Origin of the sequence: Clostridium sp. OF09-36, from assembly GCF_003481985.1 — a bacterium.
In the GTDB taxonomy this organism is placed as follows: domain Bacteria; phylum Bacillota; class Clostridia; order Lachnospirales; family Lachnospiraceae; genus Brotaphodocola.
In genome coordinates this window covers 1-17,697 of record NZ_QUMD01000044.1, presented here as the reverse complement: position 1 = coordinate 17,697, position 17,697 = coordinate 1, and the positions used below count along the sequence as shown (strand labels likewise).

The 17,697-nt window shown below is 47.4% G+C and carries 14 protein-coding genes and 1 tRNA gene; 4 read left to right on the top strand and 11 right to left on the bottom strand.

Annotation, left to right across the window (positions count from 1 at the left end; all coding sequences use genetic code 11):
* From DXA97_RS20500 to DXA97_RS22510, 3 genes are all read left to right on the top strand, one after another.
* On the top strand, positions 1 to 210 hold a 210-nt coding region (locus DXA97_RS20500; protein ID WP_207666857.1), incomplete at its 5' end, for a hypothetical protein.
* Positions 194 to 1,078, top strand: a complete 885-nt coding sequence (locus DXA97_RS18705) for an MATE family efflux transporter (protein WP_347561704.1) — start codon at positions 194 to 196, stop codon at positions 1,076 to 1,078. The genes DXA97_RS20500 and DXA97_RS18705, both read left to right, overlap by 17 nt.
* Positions 1,075 to 1,533: an MATE family efflux transporter gene (locus tag DXA97_RS22510; protein ID WP_347561703.1), complete on the top strand. Its 459-nt coding sequence runs from the start codon at positions 1,075 to 1,077 to the stop codon at positions 1,531 to 1,533. Before DXA97_RS18705 ends, DXA97_RS22510 begins: the two co-directional genes overlap by 4 nt.
* 89 nt (positions 1,534 to 1,622) lie before the next feature.
* Here the strand turns inward: DXA97_RS22510 and DXA97_RS18700 are convergent, their stop codons facing one another.
* Together DXA97_RS18700 and DXA97_RS18695 are read right to left on the bottom strand one after the other, a co-directional pair.
* Complete coding sequence (locus DXA97_RS18700; protein ID WP_118543326.1) at positions 1,623 to 2,798, bottom strand: mandelate racemase/muconate lactonizing enzyme family protein; 1,176 nt, start codon at positions 2,796 to 2,798, stop codon at positions 1,623 to 1,625.
* A gap of 58 nt (positions 2,799 to 2,856) precedes the next feature.
* Entirely contained in the window at positions 2,857 to 4,164 is a 1,308-nt protein-coding gene (locus tag DXA97_RS18695; protein WP_118543327.1) for a 2-hydroxycarboxylate transporter family protein, read from the bottom strand.
* 210 nt (positions 4,165 to 4,374) lie between these two features.
* On the opposite strand from DXA97_RS18695, the gene DXA97_RS18690 reads away from it, so the two are divergent.
* Positions 4,375 to 5,313, top strand: a complete 939-nt coding sequence (locus DXA97_RS18690; RefSeq protein WP_118543328.1) for a LysR family transcriptional regulator — start codon at positions 4,375 to 4,377, stop codon at positions 5,311 to 5,313.
* A gap of 79 nt (positions 5,314 to 5,392) precedes the next feature.
* Here the strand turns inward: DXA97_RS18690 and uvrA are convergent, their stop codons facing one another.
* From uvrA to DXA97_RS18645, 9 genes are all read right to left on the bottom strand, one after another.
* Positions 5,393 to 8,224, bottom strand: coding sequence for an excinuclease ABC subunit UvrA (uvrA, locus tag DXA97_RS18685; RefSeq protein ID WP_118721386.1), 2,832 nt, complete (start codon positions 8,222 to 8,224; stop codon positions 5,393 to 5,395).
* A 227-nt stretch (positions 8,225 to 8,451) separates the two neighbouring features.
* On the bottom strand, positions 8,452 to 10,380 hold the full coding sequence (ftsH, locus tag DXA97_RS18680) for an ATP-dependent zinc metalloprotease FtsH (RefSeq protein ID WP_182436963.1): 1,929 nt from the start codon (positions 10,378 to 10,380) through the stop codon (positions 8,452 to 8,454).
* Positions 10,381 to 10,616: 236 nt separating this feature from the next.
* The gene (locus DXA97_RS18675) at positions 10,617 to 12,059 is read right to left on the bottom strand and encodes a M20 family metallopeptidase (protein ID WP_118721385.1); all 1,443 of its coding nucleotides are present in this window, start codon (positions 12,057 to 12,059) and stop codon (positions 10,617 to 10,619) included.
* A gap of 140 nt (positions 12,060 to 12,199) precedes the next feature.
* Positions 12,200 to 12,958, bottom strand: a complete 759-nt coding sequence (locus DXA97_RS18670; RefSeq protein ID WP_182431734.1) for an amino acid ABC transporter ATP-binding protein — start codon at positions 12,956 to 12,958, stop codon at positions 12,200 to 12,202.
* Between the two features lies 1 nt (position 12,959).
* A complete protein-coding gene (locus tag DXA97_RS18665; RefSeq protein WP_118721384.1) occupies positions 12,960 to 13,745 on the bottom strand; it encodes an amino acid ABC transporter permease in 786 nt (261 codons plus the stop codon).
* Between the two features lie 18 nt (positions 13,746 to 13,763).
* Complete coding sequence (locus DXA97_RS18660; RefSeq protein WP_182436962.1) at positions 13,764 to 14,699, bottom strand: transporter substrate-binding domain-containing protein; 936 nt, start codon at positions 14,697 to 14,699, stop codon at positions 13,764 to 13,766.
* Positions 14,700 to 14,993: 294 nt separating this feature from the next.
* Positions 14,994 to 15,659, bottom strand: a complete 666-nt coding sequence (locus DXA97_RS18655) for an HAD family hydrolase (protein ID WP_118721383.1) — start codon at positions 15,657 to 15,659, stop codon at positions 14,994 to 14,996.
* A 165-nt stretch (positions 15,660 to 15,824) separates the two neighbouring features.
* Complete coding sequence (locus DXA97_RS18650; protein ID WP_118721382.1) at positions 15,825 to 17,225, bottom strand: sodium-dependent transporter; 1,401 nt, start codon at positions 17,223 to 17,225, stop codon at positions 15,825 to 15,827.
* A 276-nt stretch (positions 17,226 to 17,501) separates the two neighbouring features.
* Positions 17,502 to 17,574 (bottom strand) — tRNA-Gly (locus DXA97_RS18645).
* Between the last annotated feature and the right edge of the window lie 123 nt (positions 17,575 to 17,697).

Here is a 17,697-nt window from a genome sequence, read left to right as displayed (position 1 = left end):
CTGATCTGCCGTTTTCCGGATCTCACCGGATACGGATGCAACGCTGCTGATAAAGGTGAAGTTTCCGCCGCAGAGTTCGCTGCCCTCGTAAATGGCAGAAAGGCCATTGACTATCGGGTAACCCTATGGTTTATTCTCTCAAAAGTCACCTGTATGTTCAAGACTATTTTCAGAATATCGAGGAGTTTTTATAATGACAACATCCATTAATCAGCATTTCAGCCCCTGGTCGCTGCTGAAATTTGCGTTTCCATCTATTATCATGATGATGTTTATGTCCCTCTACACAATTGTGGACGGCATTTTCGTATCCCGCTTTGTCGGAAGCAATGCGCTTTCTTCCTTAAATATCGCCTTTCCTGCTGCTAGCGTTGTCATCGCTGTCGGCACCATGCTGGCAACCGGCGGCACAGCTGTCATCAGCAAATATCTGGGCGAGGGCAAAAAAAGAGAGGCACGGGAATGCCTCTCTCTGTTTCTTTTAGTCGGACTGTTATTCAGCTTTTTCGCCGCTTTGATCGCTGTTCTCTTTCCAGAACCGATCTGCCGGATGCTTGGTGCAAACGACCTGCTTCTGGCTGACAGCATAACCTACTTGAAGATCCTGCTTTTGTTTTCCCCGGCCTGTATGCTCCAGACCCTGTTCCAGTGTTTTCTGGTTACTGCCGGAGCTCCGCATATGGGGCTGATCCTCACAATCCTGGCCGGACTGGTCAATGCCGTTATGGATTATGTTCTCATTGTACCGTGTCAGCTTGGAATCGGCGGAGCCGCCATGGCAACCGGACTGGGACAGACCATCCCTGCCGTGATCGGACTGGTCTTTTTCCTGTCACCCAGACACGAACTGCATCTGACCCGTTTTTCTTTCCGTGTAAAAGAACTCCTGCAGGCCTGCTACAACGGTTCTTCCGAAATGGTCACCCAGTTTTCCAATGCCGTGATCACCCTTTTATTTAACATCATCCTGATGCGCCTGGCCGGACCGAACGGAGTTGCTGCCATCACCATTCTTTTGTACGGTCAGTTTTTATTCCAGGCCTTTTATCTGGGATTCTCCATCGGCATCAGCCAGTGATCGGATTCCAGTACGGCGCTGAAAACCGAAAGGAACTGAAAAATATTTACCATATTTCTTTCCGGTTCACTGCAATCGTTTCCGCATTTATGACTGCGGCAGCCATCTTCCTTTCCACCGGCATTGTCACCATCTTCACGGATGATCCGAAAACCTATGAGCTGGCTGTCACCGGCTTCCGGCTGTTTGCCATAAACTTTCTGTTCTGCGGGTTTAATATCCTTTCCTCCGGATTTTTCACCGCACTGTCCAACGGAAGAGTATCCGCAATCATTTCCTTTGCGAGAACGCTGGTCTTTACCACGATCTCCCTGCTGATCCTGCCGCAGTTTCTTGGAATCAACGGTGCCTGGCTCGCTGTACCGATGGCAGAGTTTCTCACTCTGCTTCTGTCCATTGGTATGCACCGGAAATACTTTTTCCGGGAAGGTAGGCAGAATTATTTTCTGAAATAACACCAAATTCATTATAAACTGCTTCGACAATAAAAGGTTCTCTTTTACCGGTTATTTCGTAAAAAGAGAACCTTTTTGTTACTGAAATCTTATTGATCGCACACAGAACCATCTATTCTCATTCTAGTAGCAATTTTGTGCGACTGAAAAGGAAATAGTTTCTCTACATCTGGCACCAGTTCAATTCCCAATCCTGGTTCTGTTGGAATTTCAACATAACCATCTTTTACATTTGGTACATGATTCACCATATCACGCATGCGTAATCCACTTTTCTTACCCATAAACTGATCTTGGGTGGAACGAACATCTGGTGATGGATACTCTGCAATAGCCAAATTATCAATGGCTGCACATAACTGTAACTCTGCATTCGTAGCAACAGGACTCAGCGGGTTGTGCGGCACCAGACTACAATGATGAGATTCTGCCACAGCCGCAATTTTCATAGCTCCCGTAATACCTCCACATAAACAAATGCTTGCTCTTACATAATGGCATGCTCTTCTTTCCAAAAGCATTTGAAATTCAAAAATATTATGAATACGTTCTCCAGTAGCAATGGGAATCCTAGAAGCAGAAGCCACTTGTGCCATTGCATCAAAATTATCTGGTCTAATTGGATCTTCCAAAAACATAGGGTTAAATTGTTCCAGTTTACCCGACAAAGAAATAGCCAAAGCAGGTTCCAGTCTTCGATGCAATTCCAGACAAATGTCCATATCTTTTCCTACTGCTTCTCGTATTTTTCCTACCCGCTCTTCTGCTTTATATAACATTGCCGCAGTTCCATCAGAAAATGGCACATCCGAAGGTTCATCCAAAAACGGATTAATATGTCCCACTGCTGTATATCCCTCTTCTTTTGCCTTTAAGCAATGTTCGACCTGTTCTTCTACCGTACAGCCATTCACATGTGCATATACTCTCACCTTGTCTCTACATTTTCCACCAAGCAACTGCCATATAGGCGCATTGTAATATTTTCCCTTGATATCCCATAATGCAATATCTATCGCGCTCAAAGCACCCATGATTGCTGCGCCACGGAAATGCGAATAGCGATACATGGACTGCCAAAGATGTTCAATATCCATCGGATCTTTTCCAATCAGATACTGGGAAAACGTTTCTATTGCCTGTGCACTGGCATCCAAAAATCCCCATGCTCCACTTTCCCCCAAACCTGTGATTCCTTCATCTGTGAGTATCTTACAATAAACAGCTCTGTTTGATTTTATTACTTTTACATTTACAATTTTCATATCGCTTCTCCAACCTTTTACCATATTGTTTATATGAATCATAGCTCGGCATGTCCATTCAGCCAAACATACCAAATACAACTCCCGAAATTGCAAGTACAATGGCTCCACCAATTCTAGAGGAAATTGATGCGTAAGTCATAAGATCCATTCTGTTTCCAGCAGCCAAAATCAGCATATCTCCACTGCCTCCCATGTTAGCCATGCATAACCCTCCTGTCATTGCGGCATCTATTGGATAAAAGCCCACGAGATAACCAATCAGCGCACTTCCCAAAATACAACCTACAATAATAGCAACAGAAAGCACCAGTGTTTTCACTGACATAGCATCGATAAAGCTCTGAAAATCCAGAAGAGAAATTGCCATTCCTGCAAATACTGACGGTGTCAGCCAAACTTTCATTACATCATAGACTTTGCAAATTCCTTTTCTTAATTTTGCAGACAACACACCACTAATATTTAATCCAACCGCAATAATAACCAAGTATGCATACTGATGAATCGATACACCAAAAATTTTAGGAAGAAACCATTTGGAACAAAGACCGGCAAATACCCAGCACCCAGCCATGATCATCATTCCATTTCCCATATCTTCTAAACTGTATGTAACCTGCTCCGAATCTCCAATGCTATCTTTGTCATTCTTTTTACGTAATAATTGACTTCCATCTCCTGTCATTTTTGGAAATTTCTTTCCTAAAAGATCCAAACCAACAGCAAAGAAAATGCAAAGAATATTAGCAACCATCAATGCAGACATCGCAATGCCGTAATATACATCCTTGTCTTTTCCTGTCACCTCTTCATAAATGCTACTCATTGGAAGAGCACCTGCTGCACTTCCACCACCCATTATAGGCATCACATAAGTCATCAAAATATCTCCGATACTTAAATGGAAACAAATCATGCCTGCTGCAGCCGCCATAATCGCAGCTCCTACTAAGCCACCTAAAATACACGGAAGATATCCGACCAAAGATTTTAACAAAATTTTTCGCTCAATAGCCATAACTGCGCTTACAATCAATAATGTAAGAAAAAAAGCTTGAAAATTGATTCCAGACATCCAGTTATTTGCAGCTTCAACATAAGCTTCCGGTATTAATTTCGCCCATGTTGCAAAAGAACCAAGTAATAATAAAAGTAATGGTCCACCACCTAAATAATCTTTTACGATTGGAAGCTGATTGCCCACTCCCATGATTATAGCTCCGATTACTGTAAGCCAAAATATTGTAGAGCCAAAATCTGTTCCCATTTTTCCTGAGTACATACCTAATACCGTTATCCCAGCTAACACCACCCATGTCAGTAAAGGCAAACCCATCCATTCATACTTTTTCGAAACACCCATAATAATATTCTCCTTATATTTTTTTCTTTTTTCTTAAATATTTGTCGACATATATCAAGAATTTTTATGCAATTTCTGCATTTATTGACTTTGCTGCAAAAGCATCATATACTTTATGACATAATTATATTGTGTAATTCATCATTTTGTCCAATATGTTCCCATAAATAATACTATAAACAAATATTTATAATTCAAGGAGTGTGCTTTATGTCTTTCGATAAATTAGATTATGTCATAGCTGTTGCTCAAGAACAAAATTTAACAAAAGCTGCAGCCAGACTATATATTTCACAGCCCGCATTAACAAGTGCATTAAATAAGTTAGAAAGCGAATTAGGTGTGAAACTTTTTGATCGTAAACATTCACCGATCAGACTGACCGCTGCCGGAAATCTCTATATACAAGAAATGAACCATATCCGGCAACTGCAGATCAAAATGCAAAACCAATTATCATCTTTATCAAAAACTCGTTTCTGTCTAAGCATCGGAAGTGGACGTGGGCATTATTGGCTTCCCCTTTTACTGCCCACGTTTGCAAAACTTCATCCAGACGTACAATTGTCCATCAATAACAACGCTTTGAATACACATGACAAAAACATTGACAATCTTCCTGCTACTCTAGCGATCGGAACTTTTAGCCTTTCAAACACGCATAACAATATTCAAGATGAATTTTTAATCCAAGAAAATCTTATCTATGTAATACCTCAATCGCTTGGCCTTATTTCACCAGAAAAATACAAAGGATGCTCTATTGAACATCCTTGCCTTATCGATTCTTCTATATTAGACGGTGCACCTTTTGTTTGTGGCGAAAATATTAATAATTACACATATTTTTTAGAACGAGAAATGAATCGCTATCAGTTTAAATATGGAAATCTAATAACCTATGGTACGCCTCAAGCTGCTCTGCTTCTTGCCAGCAATGGCATGGGCGTTACATTCATTTCTCAAAGCATTTGCAGATGGGAACAAATTGCATCTCGATACGATGTTTATTTTTGTACTTTGGATTCAACACCTCCCGTTCAAAACATTCACGCCTTTTATGCTGAAACTCCCAATAACGTCAATTTAATTCAAGATATGCTTGATTTAATTCGTAAACAATTAATCCCACAGCTCTATCCTTTATAAACATAAAAAATCCGAATGTCATTACACCATATGTTACCGTGTAATGACATTCGGATTTTTCTAAAAACACCTATGATGATCAGTTTCTACTCAGATACCGCTTCACATACTTTCCAGTATAAGATACCGGGCTTTCTGCGACTTCCTCCGGCGTTCCTTTCGCGATAACAGTTCCACCGCGCTCGCCGCCCTCCGGTCCAATATCGATCAGGTAATCCGCTGTTTTGATCACATCCAGGTTGTGCTCAATGACAATGACCGTATTACCACCATCCGACAATCTGCGCAGGATCTCCACCAGCTTGTGGACATCCGCAAAATGCAGACCGGTTGTCGGCTCATCCAGAATATAAACGGTCTTTCCGGTTCCACGGCGGCTTAACTCCGTCGACAGCTTGATCCGCTGTGCCTCGCCGCCGGAAAGCTGGGTTGACGGCTGTCCCAGACGGATATACGAAAGTCCCACATCATTCAAGGTCGCAATCTTCCGGTAGATCGACGGCACATTCTCAAAGAATTTCATAGCCTCTTCTACCGTCATGTTCAGCACATCGTAAATGCTCTTTCCCTTATATTTCACTTCCAGCGTCTCGCGGTTATAGCGTTTGCCCCCACAGACTTCACACGGCACATAGACATCCGGCAAAAAATGCATCTCAATCTTGATGATGCCGTCACCGCTGCAGGCCTCACACCGACCGCCCTTCACATTAAAGCTGAAACGTCCTTTGTTATAGCCCTTCGCCTTGGCATCCGGCGTCGACGCAAACAGGTCGCGGATCATATCAAACACGCCCGTGTAAGTTGCCGGGTTAGAACGCGGAGTACGGCCGATCGGGGACTGGTCAATGTTGATGACCTTATCCAGCTGCTCCAATCCCTCGATCTTCTTAAATTTGCCCGGAATAGTACGCGCACGGTTCAGCTTTCTTGCCAGTTCCTTATAAAGGATTTCGTTGACCAGGGAACTTTTTCCCGAGCCGGAGACACCGGTCACGCAGGTCATAATGCCAAGTGGGAAGGAAACATCGATATTTTTTAAGTTGTTCTCTGCTGCCCCGCGCACTGTGATCCAGCCGGTCGGCTGTCTGCGCTCCTTCGGAACCGGGATCTGGATGCGTCCGCCCAAGTACGCACCTGTGATAGACTTTTCGTTTTTCATGATTTCTTCTGCCGTGCCAACCGCCACGACTTCTCCACCATGTTCCCCCGCTCCCGGTCCGATATCCACAATACAGTCCGCTGCCCGCATGGTATCTTCATCGTGCTCGACCACAAGCACGGTATTTCCAAGGTCGCGCAGATGTGTCAGGGTCGCAAGAAGCTTGTCGTTGTCGCGCTGATGCAGGCCGATACTCGGCTCGTCCAGAATGTAGGCAACTCCGACCAGACCGGAACCAATCTGCGTTGCCAGACGGATCCGCTGTGCCTCACCACCGGATAACGTACCAGTTGCCCGGGAGAGAGACAGATACTCCAGACCGACATTCAGCAGGAAATCCAGACGCGCCTTGATCTCTTTTAAGATCTGATGACCGATGGACTCCTGCATCGGCGTCAGCTTTAAATCCTCCAGAAAAGCACGGAAGCGGGTAATGGACAGCTCCGTTGCCTCATAAATATTCAGATCACCAACTGTAACCGCCAGGGAACCCGGCTTTAAACGCTGACCCTTGCAGGCCTTACACGGTGTGATGCGCATAAACGTCTCGTATTCCGCTTTCGATGCTTCGGAAAAGGTTTCCTTATAGCGGCGCTCCACATTGCGGATCAGACCTTCGAATGCGACCGGGTAAATGCCCTCACCGCGCTGTCCCTTGTAATAAACTTTGACCTCTTTCCCGTTCGTTCCATGCAGGATCACATCCTGGATTTCCTTCGGGTAATCTTCAAACGGAGTATCCAGATCAAAATGATACTCCTTGCACAGCGCATCCAAAATGGCATGGGTAAAACTGCTCTTTTCCGTGCAGGACTGCCAGCCCATCACCACAATGGCTCCTTTGGAAATGCTTAAGGACTTATCCGGGATCATAAGGTCCTCATCAAATTCCATCTTATACCCGAGACCGAAGCACTCCGGGCAGGCGCCAAACGGATTATTAAAGGAAAAGCTTCGCGGCTCCACCTCTTCGATGCTGATGCCGCAGTCCGGACAGGCAAAGCTCATGCTGAAATTGATCGGCTCCCCGTCGATCACATCAACGATCATGAGACCATCCGAAAGTCCCATAACGGTCTCGATGGAATCCGTCAAACGCTTTTCGATGCCCTCCTTCACCACCAGACGGTCTACCACGATCTCAATATTGTGTTTGATGTTCTTTTCTAACTTGATCTCCTCGGAAAGGTCATAGAGATTCCCGTCAATGCGCACGCGCACATAGCCGCTGCGGCGCGCCTGCTCCAAAAGCTTGACGTGTTCCCCCTTGCGCCCGCGCACCACCGGTGCCAGAAGCTGGATCTTCGTGCGCTCCGGCAGCTGCAGGATCTGGTCAACCATCTGGTCGATGGTCTGTTTTTTGATCTCACGTCCACACTTCGGACAGTGCGGAATACCGATGCGTGCATACAGAAGACGCATATAATCGTAGATCTCCGTCACCGTTCCCACCGTGGAACGCGGGTTGCGGTTGGTCGATTTCTGGTCGATGGAGATGGCAGGAGAAAGTCCCTCAATGCTTTCCACATCCGGCTTTTCCATCTGTCCCAGGAACTGTCTGGCGTAGGAAGACAACGACTCCATATAACGCCGCTGTCCTTCTGCATAGATGGTATCAAACGCCAGGGAAGACTTGCCCGAACCACTTAATCCAGTCAGAACTACCAGTTCATTTCTTGGGATATCCAGGGATATATTTTTTAAATTGTGCTCATTGGCACCTCGAATCTTGATATACTGCTTTGCCATGGCCGTAAACCTTTCTTGTGCATCGTTGCATCGTCACTTGTACGATTCCTCTTTTTAGTGTAACTCAGATACCAGCCCATTATACCACAGCAACAGGCTGCTTGCAAACATTTGTTCGCAGACTAAACAATTTAGCACAGTAAATATCAAAGGTGCGAAAAGCTCCGCAGCGCCATGCATGGCGGCTGCGGGAGCTTTCGCACCTCGTTTGTTATCATGCGATATTGTTACTGCGCAGCTTCTTCCTGACTCACCGGAGCGCTATCTTCCTCTGTTTCCTTCCCGGCATTCAGAATCTCCATGAATTCCTCACCGGTAATGGTCTCGCGCTCCAGCAGATAAGCGGAAATCTCGTTTAACTTGGCTGCATTGTCCTTTAAGATCTGCATTGCCTTGTCATACTGCTGTTTTACGATGTTAACAACTTCTTCATCGACTAGTCTTGCAGTCTCCGGGGAACATACCATGGAAGTATCGCCGCCCAGATACTGGTTATTCACGGTTTCCAATGCTACCATACCAAACTGGCTGCTCATACCGTACCGGGTTACCATGGCACGTGCGAGCTTGGTCGCCTGCTCGATATCGTTTGCCGCACCGGTCGTGATGGAATGGAAGATAAATTCCTCTGCGGCACGACCGCCGGTCAGCGTCGCGATCTTGTTCAATGCCTCTTCTTTGCTCATCAGGAAACGCTCGCCCTCTTCCACCTGCATGGTATAACCAAGGGCACCGGAGGTACGCGGGATGATGGTGATCTTATGCACCGGAGCGCTGTTGCTCTGGCACGCTGCCACCAGCGCATGACCCACCTCGTGGTAAGATACGATACGCTTCTCGTTCATGGACACACCGGCATCTTTTCTCTGGTAACCGGCAATGACTACCTCAACACTCTCTTCCAGGTCTGCCTGGCTTACAAAAGCGCGACCCTGACGGACCGCACGCAGTGCGCCCTCGTTGATGATATTGGCAAGCTCCGCACCGCTGGCACCGGAAGTTGCACGTCCGATGGCATCGAAATCGATGTCACTTCCGAGTTTTACATTCTTTGCATGAACTTTCAGGATTGCCACACGCCCCTTCAGATCCGGAAGTTCAACCGGGATCCGGCGGTCAAAACGGCCAGGACGAAGAAGTGCCTTATCCAGAGACTCCGGACGGTTGGTCGCTGCCAGGATCACAACACCCTTGCGGCCATCAAAACCATCCATCTCGGTTAACAGCTGGTTTAACGTCTGCTCACGCTCATCATTTCCGGAGAAACCGGAACCATCACGCTTTTTACCAATGGTATCGATCTCATCGATAAATACGATACAAGGTGCCTTTTCATTTGCCTGCTTAAACAGATCACGCACCTTGGCTGCGCCCATACCAACGAACATTTCCACGAATTCCGAACCGGAAATGGAAAAGAACGGGACATGTGCCTCACCGGCTACTGCCTTTGCAAGCAGGGTTTTACCAGTTCCAGGAGGGCCCACAAGCAGTGCTCCTTTCGGCAGGACTGCTCCGATGTCTGCATACTTCTGCGGATTATGCAGGAAATCCACGATTTCCTTTAATGCTTCCTTTGCTTCTTCCTGGCCTGCTACATCCGCGAAGGTTTTGCCGGTCTCAGTCTCTGCGTAGATCTTGGCATTGGACTTTCCGAAGGTCATGGCATTTCCCATGCCGCCCATCCGCTTGGCCATGCTCTTACTAAGGAGCTGGCCAATGATCACAAACATCAGGATCGGCAGAAGCCAGCTGAAAATAAAATTCTGCAGAGGTGATGCCTGTGTCGGGATCGTCTCTGAGAAACTGATGCCTGCATTTCTCAGTCTGGTCGTCAGGTCATCATCCGGCCAGATACCTGTTTTGTACAGTTTAATATCTGCGTTTTTCCATGACTTCATGGGAAGCTGGCCATTTAAAACCTGCTGCACATCCTCTGTCCAGAAGGTCAGCTGATTGTCTCCTCTTGTTACTCCTGCGATCTGTTTGTTGTCCAGCATATCCAGAAACTGATCGTAGGTGACTTCCGTTACGGAACGCTCTGCCAGGGCCGGCATAACCAGCGCATTCAGCAGAACCGTAATCAGAAGAATGATGCCATAGTAATAAATCAGCTTTTTATTTGGCCGCTTTGGTCCGTCTTCTTTCATACCCATACGTTTGCTCTCCTTTATGTCTTTCGTGTTGTATCCAGAATTTTTGCAGCTGTTCTTCTCTCTTCACATATGGCTGTTCACACACTGCCCTTCCCCATATGTGACTGAAAACGAATGTTTCCCAGCTTTTTCTGTTCTATTAAGTATACAACAGAAGCGGGGGATTTTAAACCCCCGCTCCTGTTAAAACTTTCTAAATTCTTTGTGTCGCATCTGTGAACTGCAAATTTAACAAACTAATCCGGGATCACCGGGACTGCGTCCGCCGGGACCGGGCTCACAAAGCCTGCTGCCGTGCGCTTTTCAAATTCTGCCCTTGCTTCTTTTAAGAGTTCCGGCTGGTTATAAAGGTCGATGGCTGCCGCCGCCAGTACCTTTCCAGCATGGACCGCTGCCTTGTGTCCAATTTCAGTCCGGTCGCAGGAAACATTCTGCCAGCTGTGTCCCGGGCAGCCGTTTGGCCATGCAGCCACATGGATCTGCGCAGTCGGAGTCAGCCAGCTCACATCACCTACATCGGTAGACCCTGCTTTAAATGCATTCCCCTGGTACAGCGGTGCCAGAAATGCATTCATGGCATGACCGCACGCCTGCTGCATGGCGATGACCTGCTCTTTTGCTTGTTCATCGTTTCCTGCTGCCACACCCGGAACCCTGTCGTTTCCAAGATAGGTTTTCGCGAGAGCATCTGCAAATGCATTCTCCTCTTCCGTATAGGAAGGCACGCCAAGCTCCTCGTAATTTTTATACAGAACCCGCTCCAGCGCAAAGTTGCTGATCGTATCGGAAAGTCCGTCGATAAACTTCTTCTCAAAGGTTGTCTCCGTCATCAGCGCCGCGCCCTGAGCGATCTTATCGACCCGCTTCTGAAGCTCTATCGCCTCTGCTACATGGTTAGAGCGCACCATATAAAGCACACTGGCTTTCGCCTGCACCACATTCGGGCTGCATCCGCCGGCATCCGTGATCGCGTAATGGATCCGCGCCTTGTCACTCATATGCTCCCGCAGATACTGCACGCCCGTGTTCATCAATTCCACTGCATCCAGTGCGCTGCGTCCCTTCTCCGGCGCACCGGATGCATGGGAAGCGATTCCGTGGAACTTGTACTGGGTCTGAATGCAGGCATTGGAAGAACCGGTCGCAACCTCATTGACATCCTCCGGATGCCAGGTCAGTGCCGCATCCAGATCTTTCCAGACACCATCCCGCGCCATAAATGCCTTGGATGCACCGCCCTCTTCCCCCGGACAGCCATATAAGATCACAGTTCCTTCTATTTTATTCTGCTCCAGATAAGCCTTCACGCCAAACGCAGCTGCCATCGCACCGGCGCCCAGAATGTTATGACCACAGCCATGTCCGCTGCCGCCCTCGGCCAGCGGCTTTTCCTCCGTACAGCCCGCGGTCTGTGACAAGCCGGAAAGCGCATCGTACTCTGCCAGAATACCGATCACCGGACGGCCGTTTCCAAAGCTTGCTGAAAATGCCGTATCAATGCCGCTGATTCCCTTTTCTACATGAAATCCTTCCTGCTCCAGCACTTTGCAGTAAAGCGCTGCGGACTTTACCTCCTGCAAAGATAACTCCGCATACTCCCAGATGCGGTCTGCCACATCGCAGATCTGATCTTTTCTGGCTTCAATGGCCGCGAGGGCTACCTTCTTTTCTTCTGTCATGATATTGATACTCCTCCTATCTGTTATTTTCCATACAACGCAAAAAGTGCCGGGAACAAGCCCGGCACTCTGATGTAACTTCAAACCATAATCTCAACATTGCTGCTCCTTGTGCCGCAACAATATAATTATAATCCTTTTTATAATACCTTTGCAAGGAATTCCTTCAGACGTTCATGCTTCGGATGATCAAAGATCTCCTCCGGCGTTCCCTCTTCCAACAGCTTTCCATCTGCCATAAAGAGGACGCGGTTTCCAACCTCTTTTGCGAATCCCATCTCATGGGTTACGACCACCATGGTCATGCCCTCGTGGGCCAGTTCCTTCATAACATCCAGAACCTCACCAACCATTTCCGGGTCCAGCGCGGAAGTCGGCTCGTCAAACAGCATCACCTCCGGCTCCATCGCCAGCGCACGCACAATTGCAACACGCTGTTTCTGTCCGCCGGACAGCTGGATCGGGTAAGCATCTGCACGGTCTTTCAAACCAACACGGTCCAGAAGCTCTAAGGCTTTCTTTTCCGCATCTGCACGGCTGACACCCTTTACCTTCATCGGTGCAAGCACCATGTTTTCCAGAATGGTCATATGCGGAAACAGGTTGAAATGCTGAAACACCATTCCCATGCGCTGGCGCAGGGCGTCAATGTCCAGTTTTACCATTTTTCCGCTCTCATCCTGGTATTTCTTCTTGGTGATGTCGATCCCGTTAAAGATGATGGCTCCTCCGGTCGGCTCCTCCAGAAGGTTCAAGCTGCGAAGGAAGGTGGACTTTCCGGAACCGGACGGCCCGATGACTGCCATGACATCCCCTTTATTGATGTTGACCGTCACACCGTCCAGTGCCTTGATGGTTCCCATTTTATAATGCTTTTTTAAGTCTTTTACCTGAATCATGCTATCGTTTGTCGCCACGGCTCATTCTCCTCTCAAAATATGCAATGATCTTGGAAGTCGGGAAGCACAGGCAGAAATAAATTGCCGTTGCCACCAGCAGAGGCTCCACGATAACAAAGGTTGCACCCTTAACTGCATTTACAGCAGACATGATATCCTGTACACCGATGGTGTAGGTGATTGCAGACTCCTTAATGATTACAACAAACTCGTTGGCGATTGCCGGGAGAATGTTTTTTAATGCCTGCGGGAAAATGATATAGCGCAGGTTCTGGGTCTGGGACAGTCCGAGGGAACGGGCTGCCTCTGTCTGTCCGCCGTCAATGGACTGGATTCCCGCACGGATGATCTCACACAGATATGCGCCGGAGTTCATGCCCAGAGCCACAACGCCCGGGAAGAACCGGCTGAACTTGATAAATCCGAGGATCTGGAAAGACGGAAGCTGGATGATGCCGAACACGCCGTAGTAGATGATAAACACCTGCACGATAACCGGCGTGGAACGCAGGATCTCAACGTAAGCCGTTGCCAGGAAAGACAGCGGATTAAACTTGCTGATCCAGACAAGCGGACCGCCCTCCCGCATATGACCGTCTTTATCAAGTCCCAATGCCCGGAATGGGCGGACATTTGACATTCTCATCAGTGCCAGTATCAGCGCAATGCAAAAGCCGATTGCAACCGTAAATACGGATAACAGGACTGTAACGATAATGCCCTGCTGAAACAACTCGGCATACGGCGCTATTTTTGAAAAATTGCTCCATTGAACAAAATGACTCATCGGGTGCTCCTTTCAGTCTTAGTTCTGAACGTTTCCTTCTGCGTCCAGAAGACCCTCATATTTCTCACCTGCAGCAAGCTCACCAGCATCAGCGATGAACTTCTCAAGGCTTCCATCCTCTTTTGCAGCTGCGATTGCTTCGTTAACACCAGCTAACAGAGCTTCGTTGCCCTTGCAGACACCGATTGCGGAACCTTCGGTATCGTACGGAACGTCCATAACGATTGCAAGCTCCGGGTAGTTCTGCTGATAACTCTTTGCTACATCAGTCTCGATATAAGCAGCATCCATCTTGCCGGTTAACAGCTCAGAAATGATATCGGTAACCTTCGGAAGACCAACAATGTCAGCCTCCGGGCTGTTCTCATTTGCCAGATCCATCTGGATGGAACCGATCTGTGCGCCTACGGAAACTTCCGGTTTGTTGATTGCTTCGAAGCTGTTGTAGGTCTCAGCGTTGTCCTTAACAGTTACTAAGGACTGACCGCCGGTATAGTAAATATCAGAGAAATCCATGATGCCCATACGCTTCTCATCCGGGGAAAGACCAGCCATACCAAGGTCAACAGACTTGGTCTGCAGCTCGCTTAATACACCATCGAAATCTACGGTAACAACCTCTAACTCAAGTCCAAGATAATCTGCGATATACTGAGCCAGATCCATATCGAAACCAGACAGATTCGGGGTTCCGTCCTCACCGATTGCGTAGAACTCATACGGAGCGAAGTCCGGGCTGGTTGCTACGGTCAGCTTGCCAGAAGTTACAGTCTCGATCTCAGCTGCTGCTTTGGTTTCCTCAGCGCTGCTCTCTGCTGCCTCAGTGCTCTCTGCTGCTTCGGTAGCTGCCTCAGAAGCTGCTGCGGTTGTCTCTGCCGACTTACTGCCGCCGCAAGCGGTTACAGAAGCTGCCATACATGCTGCCATGGATAATGCCACGATTTTCTTCTTCATAATAATCCTCCTCGATTTGCATTTATTCATCTACGGATGAATATTCTGCATAAATATAAAACATATACTAACCCATTATATCGGATTTCTGAAATTAATCAAGTGCCATGGAGTGAAAAAAAGAGGAAATCTGCAGATTATCCACAGATTTCCTCTTTTTTCTTCTTTTGTGCGGAAACCATTCACCCAAAACGATGTCTTCCAACTGCATCTTCATGAAACAGGTTCGCTTATTTCAATAATTTTTCCAATAGATTTTCTTCTATAATATTATGTATCGTCACATCCAGAATCTTATACATAAAATTTCAGGATTTTCTCTATCACAGTCTGCGGCTCATCGATCACAAAATCCGGGTGGAATGCTTCCAGTTCCTCACGTCCCCGAAATCCCCAGGTTACGCCGACCGTATGCGCTTTTGCATTCAGCCCTGTCTGCATATCGGTATTGGTATCACCAAAATACAGGCACTCCTCCGGCTTACAGCCAAACTGCTCCAGGATCAGGTTCACACCTGCCGGGTCCGGCTTCTTCGGAATCTCATCCTTCTGTCCTGCCACAACATCGAAATATCCTTTGCCAAACACAGACTCAATATTTTCCACTGTCCGTGCGTGCGGTTTATTAGAAAGAACTGCAATGTGGATTCCCTGTTTCTTTAATGTTTCAAGAAGTTCTCGGATCCCATCATAAGGACGCACATGGTAGAGACAATGCTCCGCAAACAGCTTCATGTAGACAGAAAGCGCTTCCTCATAATGGGTCAGTTTCTCATCCCCACAGTACTGCAGCGCTCTTTTTACCTGCATGCGGTATCCGTCTCCCACAAACTGCTTGACCTGTTCCTCACCGACCGGCCCGTAGTCAAACTCCTTTAATGTCAGATTGGTCGTGTAGGTCAGCGCATCCAGCGTATTTAATAAGGTTCCATCCAAATCAAAAATACAACAGCGAATCATGGCAATTCCTCTCTTTCCTCGCATACATCAGTCCACTATTCATACAAGTGTCGCCAACGACAAAATTTGTCGCTTTCTCGCATTCCAATCAGCAAAATTTCTGCATGTGAACATTTTCCAATACTTATGTAAGCAAATAACTACAAATGATTTGAACTCAGCAGTTTAGGCGAAAAACTTCACCCAGATTCCCTGAACAAACAGTCCCAGGATCATGAGCGGTAAAATATACTTCACATACCCGCGGATCCATGCCGGCACCTTGATTCCGACACCCTCATTTGCCTCAGCCCGGTACTCGTCAAAGCCCCAGCCGAAATCCCAGGTGGCAAACAGCAGATACACCAGGGAGCCCAGTGGAAGCAGGATATTGCTCACCAGGAAATCCTCCAGATCCAGCACAGAGCTGCCAGCTCCCAGCGGCTCAAATCCACTGAGTACATTATAGCCCAATGCACACGGAAGGGACAGTACAATGATCAGGATCATGTTGATCTTTGCAGATTTTTTCCGGTCGATCTCGAATAATTCCATATCGCAGGCAATGATATTCTCAAATACCGCAATGACGGTAGAGAAAGCCGCGCAGGACATAAATAAGAAGAACAGGCTTCCCCAGATCCGTCCACCGATCATGGAGATAAATACGTTCGGCAGCGTAATGAAGATCAGGCTCGGACCACTGTCCGGATTGACGCCAAACGCAAAGCACGCCGGGAAAATGATCAGACCCGCGGTAATCGCTACAAAAGTATCCAGCACTGCAACATTGACCGACTCGCCCAGCAGTGTATTATTCTTCTCCAGATAGCTTCCGAAAATCGCCATGGCTCCAATACCCAGGCTTAGCGTGAAGAAGGACTGGTTCATGGCAGACACGATCACCTGACCGATTCCCACGGATTTCATCTTCTCCACGTCAGGAAGCACGTAGAATTTCAGGCCTTCCATACCGCCTTCCAGGAATACGCCATGAATCGCCAAGATGATCATCAGCGACAGCAGACCGATCATCATCACCTTGGTAATACGCTCCACTCCGGCCTGCAGACCAAGAGAACAGATCATGATTCCAAGAATTACCACAACCACCATCCAGAATACATTGATGCCCGGGCTCGCCAGCATCTCACCAAACATTCCCTGAACGCCTTCGGTATCCAGTCCGGTAAATGCTCCGGTCACAAAGCTGTAAAAATAATAAAGCATCCAACCCGCAACCGTGGTATAAAACATCATCAGTACATAGTTGCCAAGCAGCGCCACATAACCATGCAGATGCCACTTGCTTCCCGGTTTTTCCAGCTCCTGATAAGCCTTAACCGGACTTTTGCGGCTTGCACGTCCCACCGCAAATTCCATAGAAAGAACCGGAACACCCATAATAGCCAGAAACAGCAGATAGATTACGACAAAAATGCCGCCGCCGTTTGCTCCAACCACATATGGAAAACGCCATACATTTCCGATACCGATGGCGCATCCTGCTGAAAGCAGCAGAAATCCCAGTCTTGACTGAAAGGTTTCTCGTTGTTTCAAAATATTTTCCTCCTTCTTTTCCCCCATTTTGCCGATTTAATGACTATACTTCATTGTGACAAAACTTGTTTCCGCGTTACCGCAGTACTGGCTATTATACACTATCTGTCTCAGCCGTCAAACGCCTAGTGCTCACGCATGATCTTGTGTAAACAGCAAATCAAACTATTGGCTTTAAATAGGAAAAAGTTCCGCAAATCTCGGAACCTTTTTCCTATTTAGACTGTCACGTTCGAGCCCGGCAGGGCTTGAACAGCACAAGAAAGGGTATCCATTTCGGATACCCTTTCTTGTACTCTTGAGAGCGCGAGACGGGACTCGAACCCGCGACCCCGACCTTGGCAAGGTCGTACTCCACCAACTGAGCCACTCGCGCATTTTATTTGAGGCATGTACCCTCAAAACCACATATTGAATTTCATCCGTTTTCTTTTACCTAAACCGTCTTGGTTAAGCCCTCGACCTATTAGTGACAGTCAGCTGCACGTGTTACCACGCT